General features: G+C 64.1%; 15 protein-coding genes. 6 read left to right on the top strand and 9 right to left on the bottom strand.

The annotated features are described in order from the left end of the window. Positions 1-1617, bottom strand: a complete 1617-nt coding sequence (gene mdlC / locus GUY23_RS04255; RefSeq protein ID WP_166970025.1) for a benzoylformate decarboxylase — start codon at positions 1615-1617, stop codon at positions 1-3. Between the two features lie 151 nt (positions 1618-1768). Between mdlC and GUY23_RS04250 the strand changes: the two genes are divergently transcribed. After that, positions 1769-2542 (top strand): IclR family transcriptional regulator, encoded by a 774-nt coding sequence (locus GUY23_RS04250; RefSeq protein WP_166970023.1) that lies wholly within the window; start codon positions 1769-1771, stop codon positions 2540-2542. A 20-nt stretch (positions 2543-2562) separates the two neighbouring features. Here the strand turns inward: GUY23_RS04250 and GUY23_RS04245 are convergent, their stop codons facing one another. Next, a complete protein-coding gene (locus GUY23_RS04245) occupies positions 2563-2949 on the bottom strand; it encodes a DUF1304 domain-containing protein (protein ID WP_166970021.1) in 387 nt (128 codons plus the stop codon). Next, entirely contained in the window at positions 2946-3209 is a 264-nt protein-coding gene (locus GUY23_RS04240; protein ID WP_166970019.1) for a DUF2277 domain-containing protein, read from the bottom strand. Before GUY23_RS04240 ends, GUY23_RS04245 begins: the two co-directional genes overlap by 4 nt. 82 nt (positions 3210-3291) lie before the next feature. Here GUY23_RS04240 and GUY23_RS04235 point away from each other — a divergent pair, with 82 nt between their 5' ends. Beyond that, on the top strand, positions 3292-4023 hold the full coding sequence (locus GUY23_RS04235; RefSeq protein WP_166970017.1) for a GTP pyrophosphokinase: 732 nt from the start codon (positions 3292-3294) through the stop codon (positions 4021-4023). Between the two features lie 3 nt (positions 4024-4026). On the opposite strand, the gene GUY23_RS04230 is transcribed toward GUY23_RS04235, so the two are convergent. Continuing rightward, positions 4027-4590, bottom strand: a complete 564-nt coding sequence (locus GUY23_RS04230) for a dihydrofolate reductase family protein (RefSeq protein WP_166970015.1) — start codon at positions 4588-4590, stop codon at positions 4027-4029. A 346-nt stretch (positions 4591-4936) separates the two neighbouring features. Here GUY23_RS04230 and GUY23_RS18905 point away from each other — a divergent pair, with 346 nt between their 5' ends. Both GUY23_RS18905 and GUY23_RS04220 read left to right on the top strand, forming a co-directional pair. Then, positions 4937-5143 carry an antitoxin VbhA family protein gene (locus tag GUY23_RS18905; protein ID WP_407647386.1) on the top strand — a complete coding sequence of 69 codons (207 nt, stop codon included), beginning with the start codon at positions 4937-4939 and terminating at the stop codon, positions 5141-5143. 199 nt (positions 5144-5342) lie between these two features. Next, a complete protein-coding gene (locus GUY23_RS04220) occupies positions 5343-6101 on the top strand; it encodes an SDR family NAD(P)-dependent oxidoreductase (protein ID WP_166970011.1) in 759 nt (252 codons plus the stop codon). A gap of 299 nt (positions 6102-6400) precedes the next feature. On the opposite strand, the gene GUY23_RS04215 is transcribed toward GUY23_RS04220, so the two are convergent. The 3 genes from GUY23_RS04215 to GUY23_RS04205 all read right to left on the bottom strand — a co-directional run bounded on the left by GUY23_RS04215 (position 6401) and on the right by GUY23_RS04205 (position 8434). After that, entirely contained in the window at positions 6401-6934 is a 534-nt protein-coding gene (locus tag GUY23_RS04215) for an O-acetyl-ADP-ribose deacetylase (protein WP_166970009.1), read from the bottom strand. Positions 6935-7157: 223 nt separating this feature from the next. Then, positions 7158-7382, bottom strand: a complete 225-nt coding sequence (locus tag GUY23_RS04210; RefSeq protein WP_166970007.1) for a sulfurtransferase TusA family protein — start codon at positions 7380-7382, stop codon at positions 7158-7160. Further along, complete coding sequence (locus tag GUY23_RS04205; protein WP_166970005.1) at positions 7379-8434, bottom strand: YeeE/YedE family protein; 1056 nt, start codon at positions 8432-8434, stop codon at positions 7379-7381. The genes GUY23_RS04210 and GUY23_RS04205 overlap by 4 nt, the downstream gene beginning before the upstream one ends. A 205-nt stretch (positions 8435-8639) precedes the next feature. Here GUY23_RS04205 and GUY23_RS04200 point away from each other — a divergent pair, with 205 nt between their 5' ends. Both GUY23_RS04200 and GUY23_RS04195 read left to right on the top strand, forming a co-directional pair. Next, positions 8640-10064, top strand: coding sequence for an MmgE/PrpD family protein (locus GUY23_RS04200; RefSeq protein ID WP_166970003.1), 1425 nt, complete (start codon positions 8640-8642; stop codon positions 10062-10064). Between the two features lie 94 nt (positions 10065-10158). Next, positions 10159-10995, top strand: a complete 837-nt coding sequence (locus tag GUY23_RS04195; protein WP_166970001.1) for a phosphosulfolactate synthase — start codon at positions 10159-10161, stop codon at positions 10993-10995. A gap of 132 nt (positions 10996-11127) precedes the next feature. Here the strand turns inward: GUY23_RS04195 and GUY23_RS04190 are convergent, their stop codons facing one another. Next, positions 11128-11661 carry a hypothetical protein gene (locus GUY23_RS04190; protein ID WP_166969999.1) on the bottom strand — a complete coding sequence of 178 codons (534 nt, stop codon included), beginning with the start codon at positions 11659-11661 and terminating at the stop codon, positions 11128-11130. Continuing rightward, the gene (locus GUY23_RS18470) at positions 11658-12992 is read right to left on the bottom strand and encodes a signal peptidase I (protein WP_208085467.1); all 1335 of its coding nucleotides are present in this window, start codon (positions 12990-12992) and stop codon (positions 11658-11660) included. Before GUY23_RS18470 ends, GUY23_RS04190 begins: the two co-directional genes overlap by 4 nt.

Genomic DNA, 12992 nt, shown 5'->3' with positions numbered 1-12992 from the left:
TCACTTCTTCTCGGGACGGGTCTTCTCGGTGGTCACTTCGATGAGGGTGGGCGCGCCGCGGCTGGCGCGGTCGGCCGCCTCGGCGAGCAGTCGGTCGAGGTCAGCGGCGGTATCCGCGTGATCGGCGTGCATGCCGTACCCGGCGGCGATGGACACGAAGTCGACCTCGCCGAGGTCGAGCCCAGGTGCCTTGTCAACGCCGAGCATGTCCGCGAACCAGTCGAGTGCCCCGTAGGTGCCGTTGCGCAGCAGGACGATGATGACGCCGATGTTCTCCTCGACGGCGGTGCGCAGCGCGGAGATCGAATAGTGCGCGGAGCCGTCACCGATGATCGCGACGACCGGGCGCTCGGGGTCGGCCAGCGCGACGCCCATGGACGCGGGCAGTCCCCACCCGAGTCCGCCCGAGGCGGGGAAGAAGTAGGAGCCGGGCCGCTTGAGGTCCATCTGCGTCCAGAAGGCGGCGTTCGTCGAGGTCGATTCGACGACGAAGCGGGTCTCGCCCGGCACCGATTCGCGCAGGCTTGCGAAGACCTCCTCCGGGTGGAGGGCCCCATCGATCGCCGAGGTGGCCGGACCGGGAATGGCCCGTGAGGGTTTCGTGGCGGCTGAGTTGGCGGCCGTGGTCGGGGTGATATCGAGGGTCTTCGCCAGCGCGAGGATCGTCTCGACTGGGTCGGCGATGAGGGCGTCGCCGAAGGGGGCGCGGGCGGCGGCTGCGGAGTCGTCGCCGACCTGGATGAGTTCGGTGGTCTCGGGCAGGTACCGGCCGGGCTGCCACTGGTGATAGCGGAAGACGGGGGCACCGATGACGAGTGCGAGGTCGTGTTCGCCGAGGATCTGCCCGATCGGGGCGATGCCGGCGGGCAGGACTCCGCGGAAGTTCGGATGCTGGTTGGGAAACGGCAGACGCGGCAGCGAGGGGGCCGCCCAGACGGGCAGGTCGAGAGCCTCGGCCAGCGCGATCGTCGTCGTCCACACGCGGTCGGCGTCGACATCGGGACCGAGGACCAGCACCGGCGAGTCGGCGCCGCGCAGCTTGCCCGCAAGGTCGGTGATGGCGGCCGGATCGACGGTGCGGGCGGAGGACACGATCCGACTCAGCTGGGCGATGACCTCGGCGGGCACCTCAGCGTCCCAGTCGTCGTAGGGCACGGAGAGGTAGACGGGGCCATCCTCGGCGGCGAACACGGACTGGGAGAAGGCGCGGGGAACATCACGAGCGCTCAGCGGTTCGAGCGATTGGTGGACGAGCGGTTCGGCGAGCTTGGCGGCCTGCACGTTGGCGAGCATGACCTCGGGCCCGACCATGTCACGGACCTGCTGGCCAGCGGTGATGACGAGCTTCGACTTCGAGATCGCGGAGTTCGTCAGGGCCCCGAGACCATTGCCGGTGCCGGACGCGGCATGGAGGTTGATCAGGGTGGGCCGGTCGGTGATCTGGGAGTACCCGTCGGCCATCGCGACGACGGTGGCTTCGTGGAGGCCGAGGATGTAGCGGGCGGGTAGATCCTTGAGGAAGGGCAGCTCATTGGAGCCGGGATTGCCGAACATCGTGGTCATTCCGTGGAAGGCCATGAGTTCGTGGACTGCTCGGCGGACCGTGACTGTCGTCATCGACGTGATGCTCCTTGAGATGGTGGTGATGCGGGCACAGTCGATCGCGGACTGTGGTGCACATCTCGCCACATTAGTGATACGAACCACGCAGGACCATAGTGGTCCCATTGATTGAGAATTTTGGGCGCGAACCGCTAGACTCCGGGGCATGGCGAACTCCCAGTCCGGTGACTCGATGATCGATCGGCTCGTGCGTGTGCTCGCGTCCTTCGACCCGGATCATCAGAGCCTGAGCACCGAGGAGATCGCTGATCGCGCCGACCTGCCGAAGTCGACGGCTTACCGGCTGATCACCGATATGATGCGCCACGATCTGCTGCAGCGCGATCCGACCGGGCGGATCCGCATCGGCGTAGGCATGTGGGAACTGTCGAATCGGGCTTCGGATGCCGTCGACCTCGCCTCGGTCGCCAGGCGGCACATGATGGCCGTGCACGAGTTCGTCGGCGAGAACACCCAGCTGGGCATTCTGCGGGAGCGCGAGGTGCTCATCATCGAACGGATGTCGGCGCCGAACGCTGTCATCCACAGGTCGAAGACGGCCGGGCGCCTGCCCGCGCATGCCTCCTCGTGCGGGCTGGTGCTGTTGGCCTATGCGCCGAAGCATGTGCGCGAGGCGTATCTGCGCGGGCCCCTGGCGGCGATCACCGAAAAAACGACGACGGATCCCGCCGAGCTGAGAAAGATGTTCTCGACGATCCGGTCCCATCACTTCGCCGAGCTCTCCGGTCATATCGATGACGGGACCACGGGCATCACGGTTCCGGTCTTCGACGCCGGCGGCGCGGCGATCGCAGGACTGGGCGTCGTCATCGATTCGGAGCACCGGAAAGGAGTGCCCGCGATCATGCGGGCCTTGAGGACCGCCTCGGCGAGGATCACGCAGGACCTCGCCGCCGAGGACACGGTCTCCGCGGGCTGAGCACTCACCCACCGCAGCGATCACATGGCGATTCCCAGGACGAGCAGGACGACCGCGAGGAAGGGGAAGATGCCCTGCTTGATCGCCGAGGCGACGAGATCGGCGTTCGAGAAGAGCAGGACGAAGGCGGCCGCGAGCATCGATCCGACTCCGGTGAGGACGAGGGTGTAGCCGATCTCGGCGGCACCGCCGGAGACACAGAGGATGCCGATGATCACTGCCACTGCGAGGAAGAGGTTGTAGAAGCCCTGGTTGTAGGCCAGGGACTTCGTCGCCTCGGCCTCCTCGGGTGTGGTACCGAAGGTCGCTCGAGCGCGCGGACTCGTCCAGGCGATGGATTCCATGTAGAAGATGAAGACGTGCAGGGCCGCGGCGAGGCCGGCGAGCACGAGGCCGATGATGATCATGCGCGAGCCTCGTATCTGGCTCGGCGCTTCTCGGCTTCGACTTCGCGATTCTTCGGCGGCGCATTCGTCACGAGAGCATCGAGGAGGTGCTGGGTGATGTGGGCGATCTGCTCGACCGCCTCGTCGAAGGCCTCAGTGTTGGCTTGGGAGGGCTTCGTCGTGCCGGCGATCTTGCGCACATACTGCAACGCCGCAGCATGGACTTCATCGGAGGTGGCGGCGGGTTCGAAGTTATGGAGTGTCCTGATATTCCTGCACATGCTCAAACACTACGCGGCGGCACTGACGCGAGAACAGGAATCAGGTCGATAAACTGGGTGAAATTCGTTCATCGGGAGGATCATGTCGCCAGGCGAACCCACACTGACGCCGCAGCAGATCGAAAGTCTCCGTACCCTGCGCCAGGACTTCTCCCGGCTGATCATGCAGCACCGCTTCGTCATCGACGAGGTGCTCACGAAGATCTCGATCCTGCGCGAGGAGTCCGCTCAGGCGCACAGCTACAACCCGATCGAACACATCTCCTCGCGCGTGAAGTCACCGCAGAGTCTGCTTGAGAAGGTGCACCGTCGCGGGCTGCCGCTCGACATCAACACCATCCGTGAGCAGATCACCGACATCGCGGGCATTCGCATCACCTGCAGCTTCATCTCCGACACCTATCAGGTTCTCGAGCTGCTCACCGCTCAGAACGATATCCGGGTCGTCGAGATCAAGGATTACATCGCCCGCCCGAAGCCCAACGGCTACCGCAGCCTGCACGCGATCCTCGAAGTCCCCGTGTTCCTCAGCGACGGCCCGGTGCCGGTCATCTGCGAGGTGCAGATCCGCACGATCGCGATGGACTTCTGGGCCAGTCTCGAACACAAGATCCATTACAAGTACAACGGCGCCGTCCCTGATCGCCTCATCGACGAACTCACCGCTGCCGCCGAGGCCTCTGATCAGCTCGACAGACAGATGGAGCGGCTCCATTCCGAGGTTCACGGCGGAGACCCCGATGTCGATTCCGGCGAAGACTTCAACGAGGAGACTCTGCGGATCCTGTGGGAGCTCAGTCAGCGGAAGAGCTGAGGTTCACGGCCGCTTCGGCCGGTACGTGCGTCCGAAACTGCTGCGGTTGGCGTCGTCGATCTCGACGAGTTCCCAATCGACGCGTCTGCCGCCGGGGACATCGAAGATCCGGGTTCCGTCGCCGAGGAAGACCGGGTCGACGTAGACCTGAAGTTCGTCGATGAGGTCGGCTTCGAGGGCCCGCCGCGCGATATCGGCGCTGATGATCTGGATGTCGCGATCGCCGGCGATGACCCGGGCCCGGTCGACCGCCTCGGCGATGGTGCAGTCGAGAGCCGTCACCGAGGCGTCCCCGGCGAGCTCCTCGGGACGATGGGTGAGGATGAACTCCGTCCCCGACCAAGCCCCGCCGTACGCTTCCGAGGTCAGTTCGTCGCGTTCGTCAACCTGAGCCCTGGCCGCGTCGTAGCCGCGGCGTCCTGAGATGATCACCCCGACCTTCGCAGCCATGTCCTCGGTGGAGTCCTCGGCCATCGGCTCCGAGGCCGACAGCCAGGACATATCGTGCCCCGGCCCCGCGATGAACCCGTCGATCGAACAGGTGAAACCCCATGCCACTTTCCCCATCGCTCCCCCTCGAGCGGATTCGATGCATACCTGGCCTCGGCCGATCCGCATGAAGTGACGACCGACGAGACTGCGGAAACAGCTATCGCCGTACAATAATCATGGAACCCATAAACCATGTAGTGCTAGATTATCTGATTTGCAATTGCATCGACCCCATTCGAGCTTATGCCAATTTATAGAGTTTATACACGTTTATAGAGTTTATAGACCCTCGATGGGCGTGTGGACAAATCGCTATTGCCTTAAGCTTCCGAACACGTCAACATGGGCGCAACTGACACCAGAGCAGCAGGCAAAGATTGGATAGATCGTGGCGAAGGATTTTGATGAACCAGCAACGGGAATGAACCTCGAGGCAAGATGGCCAGAGATCTTCGAAGGCATGACATCACGCCAGATACACACCGTTTCGGAGATCGTTGCTTCAAGCTGGCACGAAGGTCGGGAACCCGAACGAGAGCATACTGCGCGACTGGCAGCACGCGTCCGAGGCGATCTATCCAAGGCTGAGTATCGCCGACTCGAGGGACTGCCGCCGACCAATACGTAGTTCGGGTTCTTCCGGCTGCATTTAGCACTGATTGCGCGAAGCAGGGCCGCGAAGCTCGTGGGCAGGGACGTTCAGCAAAGACGCATTGCGCGCTGTTCGAAGATCACTGAGAAGAAATTCCAACGCCCCGAATAACGTTATTCCTGGTGAGGGCCACAAGTTCCCGGCCCGTCACAGCAGATGAAAGAAGGCAATGGCAATGGCAGACTTCACAGGCAAGGTCGCTCTCGTCACCGGCGGAGGCTCCGGACTGGGCGAAGCCATCAGCAAGGACCTCGCAGCCAAGGGCGCGAAGGTCGTCGTCACCGACATCAACTTCGACGCCGCGCAGCGCGTCGCGGGCGAAATCACCGAAGTCGGCGGAACCGCCTCGGCGATCCAGCAGGACACGAGCGCGCGCGACGACTCCGAGAAGGTCGTCAAGTTCGCCCTCGACACCTACGGCGGCCTCAACTATGCAGTGAACAACGCCGGCATCGGCGGCGTCCAGGCACCCGCCGGAGAGACCGACCTCGACTCGTGGGACAAAGTCATCGACGTCAACCTCAACGGCGTCCTCTACGGGATGCGCCACCAGATCCCGGCCATGCTCGAGGCGGGCGCGAAGGACTCCGCGATCGTCAATATGGCTTCAATCCACGGCACCGTCGCCGCGATCAACAACGGCGCCTACACGGCCGCCAAGCACGGCGTCGTCGGCATCACGAAGAATGCCGCCGCAGAATACGGTGCCGAGGGTCTGCGCATCAACGCGGTCGGACCGGGCTACATCACGACGCCTCTGTTGGAGAACAGCCTCGATGCCGAGACCCTCGAGGGCCTCAAGGCCAAGCACCCCCTCGGCCGCCTCGGTACCGCCCAGGAGGTCGCGAAGGTCGTGAGCTTCCTGCTCTCCGACGACGCCTCCTTCGTCACCGGCGCGTACTACCTCATCGACGGCGGCTATACCGCGGTGTGAGGTTCACTGCGGCGGACAGTGCAACGAGGACGGCAGACTCAAGTTCCTCGCACCTTCTGCACGTGCCTGCGTACTATGCACGAATATACGGCATTCGTATATCTGTGCACAGTTCGATGGAGTTCACTCCCACCGAGGCCACAGGATCGGCATGCCCGGTCGCATCGCCGGTGCGCAGTTGCACGCTCGCTTCGGCATCGGGAGAGCTGAACCGGACGACTCGACCGGGGGTGAACTCCTCAGTGCTGAGACCGAGGAAGCCGGAATAGAACGCCCGCGCGGCGTCAACGGCCGAACCCTCACCACTGATCGTGATCGAATACCTGGCAGAACACGCTTGTCATCTGCTCGCTGAAGAGGACGAACTGAACCTCATCGATCGCGTCCCAGCGCCCGCGCGACCGTCCTTCGACGATGACGGCATGGGCCGCCTCGGCGACGTCCCTCGGTGACCACCCATAGACGCCGCCACCGATAGCAGGGAACGCGATCGAGGTGGCACCGACCTCCTCGGCGAGGTTGAGGCTCGATTCGAAGCACGATTCGAGCACCTCGGGATCGGCTTCACCGGCATTCCGGTTCGGCCCGACCGTGTGGATCACCCAGCGGGCGGGCAGGTCACCGGCAATCGTGGCCACCGCCTGCCCCGGCGGCAGCCCGCGCACGTGGGTGGTCCGCCTGACCTCGCGGCAGGCCTCGAGCAGTGCGGGACCGGCCGCACGATGAATGGCTCCGTCGACCCCGCCCCCTCCGAGCAGGCCCGAATTCGCCGCGTTGACGATCGCGTCGACGGCCACCTCGGTGATATCGCCTTCGAGAACCGTGATCTTCATGCCTCGAGTCTAGTCACCTGCTCCCCGATGACTGTTACTAACACTTAGATCCGTATCTGTTAGTAACAGTCGAACCCACTTACACTGGACGCCGCCATTCGCACCGGGGCGGTCGCGCGGTTCCGCACGCCCACCGAGGGCGCCGAATGAGCTGGGCTGCGGGGCCGGGTCGATGGGCTGCGGGGCCGGGCCAGGGCTGCGGGGGTGGGTCAGTCTGTGAAGCTCAGGCTTTCTGGACGGTGATGGTCCAGCTGGCGTCGGTGACGCGGTCGAAGTGAGTGACCGGGTAGCCGTTCTCAGCTGCCCACTGCGGGATCGCCTCGGTGGCCTGGGTGCAGTCGAAGTTGATGACGAGCTCATCTCCGGCGTTGAGACCGGTCATGGCCTCCTTCGCTTCGACGAGCGGGAAGGGGCAGACCTGACCGTCTGTTTCGAGTACTTGCTTCATAGCGTCCTGCTTTCCGCCGCGGGCGCTGCGGCCTGCGACTGTTTGGGTTTGATGGTGGCCTTGGCCGCGATTCCGGCGCCGGCGATCATGAAGACCATGGAGACCCAGCCCTGGTACTGGAACTGGGCGGTCGAGACCATGGCATTGCCGACGGTGCAGCCGCCGGCGATGGCCGCACCGACGCCCATGCCCATGCCGCCGACGATCGACTTGATGATCGTGGCCTGATCAGGAACGCGGATCCGGAACTCCCCGGAGGCCTTCGCTGCGATGAACGACCCGACGAGGATGCCGATGACGAGCATGACGCCCCAGTCGATGAGTTCGGTGTCGCCCGTGCTGAGGTAGCCGACGAGGTTCGCCGAGGGGGTCGTGATCCCCAGGCCCGAGTTGCGTCCCGTCGCGGCAGACAGCGGCCAGGCGATCGTGGCGATGATGCCGATGCCCACCGCCGTGGCGAAGGGGTTCCAGCGCTTCTCCGTGAGCAGGTGGGCCAGGCCGGTCTTGCGCGGGGGCAGGGTGGCCATCGGGGTCTTGAGTTTGCGCGCATGGTGGACGGTCAGCCAGATCGCGATGGCGGAGATGATGACGACGAAGACCCAGGGACTCAGCCCCGTGCTCGCCTGCAGGCTGCCGTTGTCCAGGGTGATCCCGCGGATGCCGTCGGTGAATCCGGCGGCGGGACCGAGCTTCATGATCGTGGAGAACAGCGCATAGAAGATCAGCGCGAACCAGCTGCCGACCAGGCCCTCGCCGGCCCGGTAGTAGGTGCCCGTCGCGCAGCCGCCGGCGAAGACCATCGAGAAGCCGAAGATGAGGCCGCCGACGATCGAAGCGAGCCACGGGAAGGGCTCGGCCTCAAGGGTGATGACTCCGAAGCTGTTGAGCAGGAACAGGCCGATGGAGTGCACGGCGATGAGCACGATGAGCGCGGAGAACCAGCGCGTGTTCCCCGTCAGGGTGAGGTCACGGAACGCCCCTGTGACACAGAAGCGTCCGCGCTGGAAGACGAAGCCGAGAACCAGTCCGACGACGAGTCCGGTGATGATCATAGAACCGCTTTCTCTGTGAGACAGGGTCGCAGGCGACCACAACAACGGCCCATTTTGCTCAACAATCCAGATTCCGTCAACCGTAATCGCGCGCACCACCACGCAGCGGCCTCGATGTGACATGGATCTCACTAAAAGTATCTTGACGTCAAGATACTTTCGAGCGCATGCTTAGGAATACCTAACCTAACTAGGAGAGGTCACAATGACAACGACAATCACGCCCCGCGCAGCTCAGACAGCGACAGCGGAGGCAGCACAGACAGAAGTCCAGTCACTCGCAGAATTCGTCGACCGGGCCTCGCTGGACATGCTCATCGAGCAGGCTCTCGAACAGCTGAAGATCCGCGTTCTCGACACGATCGGCGTCGCCATCGGCGCCCTCGACGCTCCCCCGCTGCAGGAGATCAGATCTCTCATCGAGGATCTCGACGCCGGGCACGGCGCCACACTCATCGGCGGCGGCCACGCCAGTCCGGACCATGCGGCGTTCTACAACTCGGCCCTGAGCAGGTATCTCGATTTCATGGATGCCTACCTGGCCAAGGGCGAGACGAATCACCCCTCGGACAATATGGGCGCGGTCCTCGCCGCCGCCGAGCACGCCGATGCCAGCGGTGAGGACTTCCTCACGGCCTTCGCCGTGGCCTACCAGATCCACGCGCGTCTCTCGGACGTCGCTCCGGTCCGTGACCTGGGCTTCGACCATACGACGCAAGGCGCGTTCGCCGCCGGCGCCGCCTCGGCGAAGGCCCTGGGTCTGAGCCCGGAGCAGATCGCGAACGCCGCTGCCATGGCCGGCACAGCGAATGTGGCGCTGCGCGTGACCCGGACCGGGGACCTCAGCCATTGGAAGGGCCTGGCGTATCCGCACGTGTCGAAGGAGGGAGTCTTCGACGCCCTGCTCGCCGCACACGGAATCACCGGCCCGGCCGAGGTCTTCGAGGGCAACAAGGGCTTCAAGGCCCTGGCCGGGGACTTCGACCTCGATTGGTCGAGAGAGGACCTCGAGAAGGTCACGGGCACGATCATCAAGAAGCACAATGCGGAGATCCACTCGCAGTCGGCACTCGACGCCGCGCAGGAGATCCGACGTCAGGAAGGCTTCCGTGCCGATGCCATCGCCAGCGTGGAGTTGACGACCTTCGACGTCGCCTATTCGATCATCGGCGGCGGCGAAGAGGGCGACAAGCGCTCGATCCGAACGAAGGAGGAGGCGGATCATTCGCTGCCGTGGATGGTCGCGGTCGTCCTCCTCGACGGGGAGCTCAACCCGGCCCAGTACGAGCCGGAGCGCATCGTCGATGACGATGTGCAGGACCTCATGCACAAGGTGACGATCACGCCCTCGCCGGAGTTCAGCGATCGCTTCCCCGAGCACATGTGCGCCGACCTGGTCGTCACCCTCGGCGATGGGACGCAGTTCCGCGCGAGCACCGATGACTACGAGGGCTTCACCACGAATCCCCTCGACTGGGAAGGCGCGCGTCGGAAGTTCGACGCCCTGACCTCCCCTTTCGCCGAGGCGGAGCTGCGTGATGAGATCGCCGACCTCGTCCGCGATCTTGAGAACCATCAGGTCCGCGAGCTCACCCGAGTGCTGGCTCAGGTCCGCCAGACTCGCAGCTGAGGCTGCGTCACCCGCCGGAGATCCCGGCACCCCTGCCGACAGGAGGTCGGCAAACCCGCCGACGAATCGTCGGCATCCGAAGAAAGGAATCACCATGTCGAACGCCATCGATTTCGATGTGTCCATGAACTTCGTTCCCCGCGCCTACCGCCCGGCCAAGCCCCGCACCATCGGGATGACCGAGATCCGCGCACCCTACTATTCGACCTTCGGCACCCGGCATCTTCAGGACGTCTTCGACGTCGCCGGACAGTGGGTCGACGGCATCAAGTGGGCGGGCGGATCGTTCTCGCTCGTCCCTGCCGACCAGGTGAAGGCCTTCAGCGACATCGCCCATGAGAACGGGGCGTATGTGTCTTCGGGCGGCTGGATCGAGACGGTCCTGCGCTACGGAGACGACGCTGTCGACCAGTACCTCAAGGAGGCTAAAGAGGTCGGCTTCGACGTCATCGAGATTTCGACCGGCTTCATCATGCTGCCGACCTCAGGTCTCGAGCGGCTGGTCGAGAAGGTCGTCAAGGCCGGGCTGAAGGCGAAGCCGGAACTGGGCATCCAGATCGGCTCCGGCGGAGACTCGGGTGAGGCCGAGCTGGCAGCGGAGTCCGCGAAGGACATCGGCGACCTCGTCGACCGCGGCAAGCGTGCCCTGGATGCCGGGGCTTCGATCATCATGATCGAGTCCGAGGGCATCACGGAGAACGTCGATGAGTGGAACACCGCCGCGGCTGCCTCGATCATCAACGGGCTGGGGCTGGAGAACGTCATGTTCGAAGCCGCGGACGGCCCGGTCTTCGAGTGGTACATCAAGAACTACGGAAACGAATGCAACCTGTTCGTCGACCACTCGCAGATCCTCCAGCTCGAGGGCCTGCGCCAGAACATCTGGGGCAACAAGTCCACCTGGGGACGGGTGATCAACCCGGCTCCGTGAGGTGGAGCGGCATAGCTGGCATCGAGCTCGGGGTGTCCTTTCAGGAGGGCGCCCCGAGCTCTTCCTTCTGGCACTGACGCCACTCGTCCGGAGCCGCGACCAGCCATACTCAAACATGTCGGCCGAATCGGATCACGGGAGGTTGCGACAGTTTCCACCGAGTCCACCGATCAGCCCAGCGTTGCTCGCTACGGAGGCGGGCACAGATATCCACCCAGTCTCGTGCCGGGCCTGGAAGGCTATCTCCAGTTCTGAACCGAGACCCAGCAATCCGCCGAGGAGATTTGTGGGGACATCTGTCGTATAGGAGCCGTCACCATTCGACGTGGTGTTCGACGCAAGGCTGAACCCCGTGATCGGAGCCAGAACGGAGCCGAGGCCGCTGGTCGATGCAGTGACGTCGATATTGCTGAGTTGATAACCGACCGGTGGTTTCCAGAAGATTCGAACGCGAGCACCGAGTCCGAGGACTCCCGGTATGTAGGTGCAGTCCCTGGTCAATACTGGTGCCGGAACCGTGCCGGCTTTGAACTGTCCTGCACTCGTTTCGTCGTCCTTCCACCCAGCGACGGTCCCATTGACCACCGAAGGCACGAGGACGATCGCCGACAGCGCGACTACAGCGAGAACGATTCGGACTCGTTTCCAAGAAACCGTTCGAGTCATGGCTGCCTCGACCTCCGCGTCCGCGAGACGGCAACTGACCCCACGAGGATGAGCACGAACGCAGCCAACAGGAACCACTGCCATCCGTCGATGCCGGTCCACGGCAGTTCTCCCGACCCACCAGGCCGTTCTGCACCGGGATCGTCCGAGCCCGACCCGTCGGACCCTGCGTCAGCTTCGCCCGGATTGTCCGGCCCCGGCTCCCCTGGCCCCACGGAGAGCTCCTCCCCCTGTCCCAAGGCGGTGATTCTGACGCTGCTCGTCTGCCCTTCGACCTCCTTCACGTCGGCATCGGGCAGCAGCGAGACGGTGACATCGATGCGGCGTTCGTCATCACTCGGCATCTCGTCGAGCACTCGATTATCGTCCGGCACACGACCCAAGTCGGTCAGTGGCACTCCTCTCAGCAAGCTCTGCGATCCCTCCGGGCACCCTTCGTCGATCGCGGTCCGATCGCAGCTGTGCACATCGACAACCAGCGCCGAGGCGAGCGGTTCAGTTACTTGTCCCGCACCGATCTCGAGGTCGACCGTACCGGGATCGGCATCCTCGACCCACACGTCGACGGTCCAATTCGCTGATGCACCCGGGCTGAGACCGAGCATCTTCGTGTCGTCGCCGAAGGCCCGCAATCGCAGATACTGACCGTGAACCTCCGACGTGGACTGGGCTGAGACACTTCCTACGCTTCCGCTCGCAAGCGCGTCGACTCCGAATCCGTCCCCTGAGACTCCTCCACCGAGAAGCAGCGCGACGATGAGAGGAGCTGCCACGGCGTGCTTGGGCGAGCGCGGGGCGGCTCGCAATCGGTCGAGCCCATCCAATTCATCACCACGCCGTGGCCAGAATGCCCACACGACGAGGAGGCTCGCCGCGATCGTGATGCCTCCGAGCAGGAACGGGTTGCGCCACTGCTGGAGAATCGGTGCGACCCCGGGAATCGAGAACATCACCGTGCGCACAGTCGTCGCCGTGTACGGCTCCGGGTCCTTCTCCTCATTGGCGTCACCGCGCAGTTCGAACGCGACTCTCCCCGTCTGGGCATCCGTGTCGAGGATGGAGACCACCCGGTGGGTGACCGGCAGGATCTTCTCCCCACGGTCGACGGTGACCACGTCACCGACCTTCATCTGTGCAGCTGGGGTCTCCCGGACGACGGCGATCGACCCAGCCGGAATAGTCGGGCTCATCGACCCGGTCTTGAACATCATGATCGAAACATTGAAGACGACGCTGAGGATGACGAGAACGATGCACACCACTCCGAGAACGGCGAGGATGTTGAGCACAACTCCGCCCATCCACGCGCTGACGTTCCGCTTACTCGCCAT

Origin of the sequence: Brevibacterium atlanticum (assembly GCF_011617245.1) — a bacterium.
Classification (GTDB): domain Bacteria; phylum Actinomycetota; class Actinomycetes; order Actinomycetales; family Brevibacteriaceae; genus Brevibacterium; species Brevibacterium atlanticum.
The sequence above is the reverse complement of the archived record's forward strand: the minus strand, read 5'-3'. Positions and strand labels throughout refer to the sequence as shown.

Bases quoted from the DNA above. Each gene is read 5' to 3' on its own strand.
- GUY23_RS04235 (WP_166970017.1), top strand. From the start codon at position 3,292: ATGTCGCCAGGCGAACCCACACTGACGCCGCAGCAGATCGAAAGTCTC.
- mdlC (WP_166970025.1), bottom strand. From the start codon at position 1,617: ATGACGACAGTCACGGTCCGCCGAGCAGTCCACGAACTCATGGCCTTC.
- GUY23_RS04215 (WP_166970009.1), bottom strand. From the start codon at position 6,934: ATGAAGATCACGGTTCTCGAAGGCGATATCACCGAGGTGGCCGTCGAC.
- GUY23_RS04205 (WP_166970005.1), bottom strand. From the start codon at position 8,434: ATGATCATCACCGGACTCGTCGTCGGACTGGTTCTCGGCTTCGTCTTC.
- GUY23_RS04190 (WP_166969999.1), bottom strand. From the start codon at position 11,661: ATGACTCGAACGGTTTCTTGGAAACGAGTCCGAATCGTTCTCGCTGTA.
- GUY23_RS18470 (WP_208085467.1), bottom strand. From the start codon at position 12,992: ATGGCGAGTAAGCGGAACGTCAGCGCGTGGATGGGCGGAGTTGTGCTC.
- GUY23_RS04210 (WP_166970007.1), bottom strand. From the start codon at position 7,382: ATGAAGCAAGTACTCGAAACAGACGGTCAGGTCTGCCCCTTCCCGCTC.
- GUY23_RS04245 (WP_166970021.1), bottom strand. From the start codon at position 2,949: ATGATCATCATCGGCCTCGTGCTCGCCGGCCTCGCCGCGGCCCTGCAC.
- GUY23_RS04250 (WP_166970023.1), top strand. From the start codon at position 1,769: ATGGCGAACTCCCAGTCCGGTGACTCGATGATCGATCGGCTCGTGCGT.
- GUY23_RS04230 (WP_166970015.1), bottom strand. From the start codon at position 4,590: ATGGGGAAAGTGGCATGGGGTTTCACCTGTTCGATCGACGGGTTCATC.
- GUY23_RS04200 (WP_166970003.1), top strand. From the start codon at position 8,640: ATGACAACGACAATCACGCCCCGCGCAGCTCAGACAGCGACAGCGGAG.
- GUY23_RS04195 (WP_166970001.1), top strand. From the start codon at position 10,159: ATGTCGAACGCCATCGATTTCGATGTGTCCATGAACTTCGTTCCCCGC.
- GUY23_RS18905 (WP_407647386.1), top strand. From the start codon at position 4,937: ATGAACCTCGAGGCAAGATGGCCAGAGATCTTCGAAGGCATGACATCA.
- GUY23_RS04240 (WP_166970019.1), bottom strand. From the start codon at position 3,209: ATGTGCAGGAATATCAGGACACTCCATAACTTCGAACCCGCCGCCACC.
- GUY23_RS04220 (WP_166970011.1), top strand. From the start codon at position 5,343: ATGGCAGACTTCACAGGCAAGGTCGCTCTCGTCACCGGCGGAGGCTCC.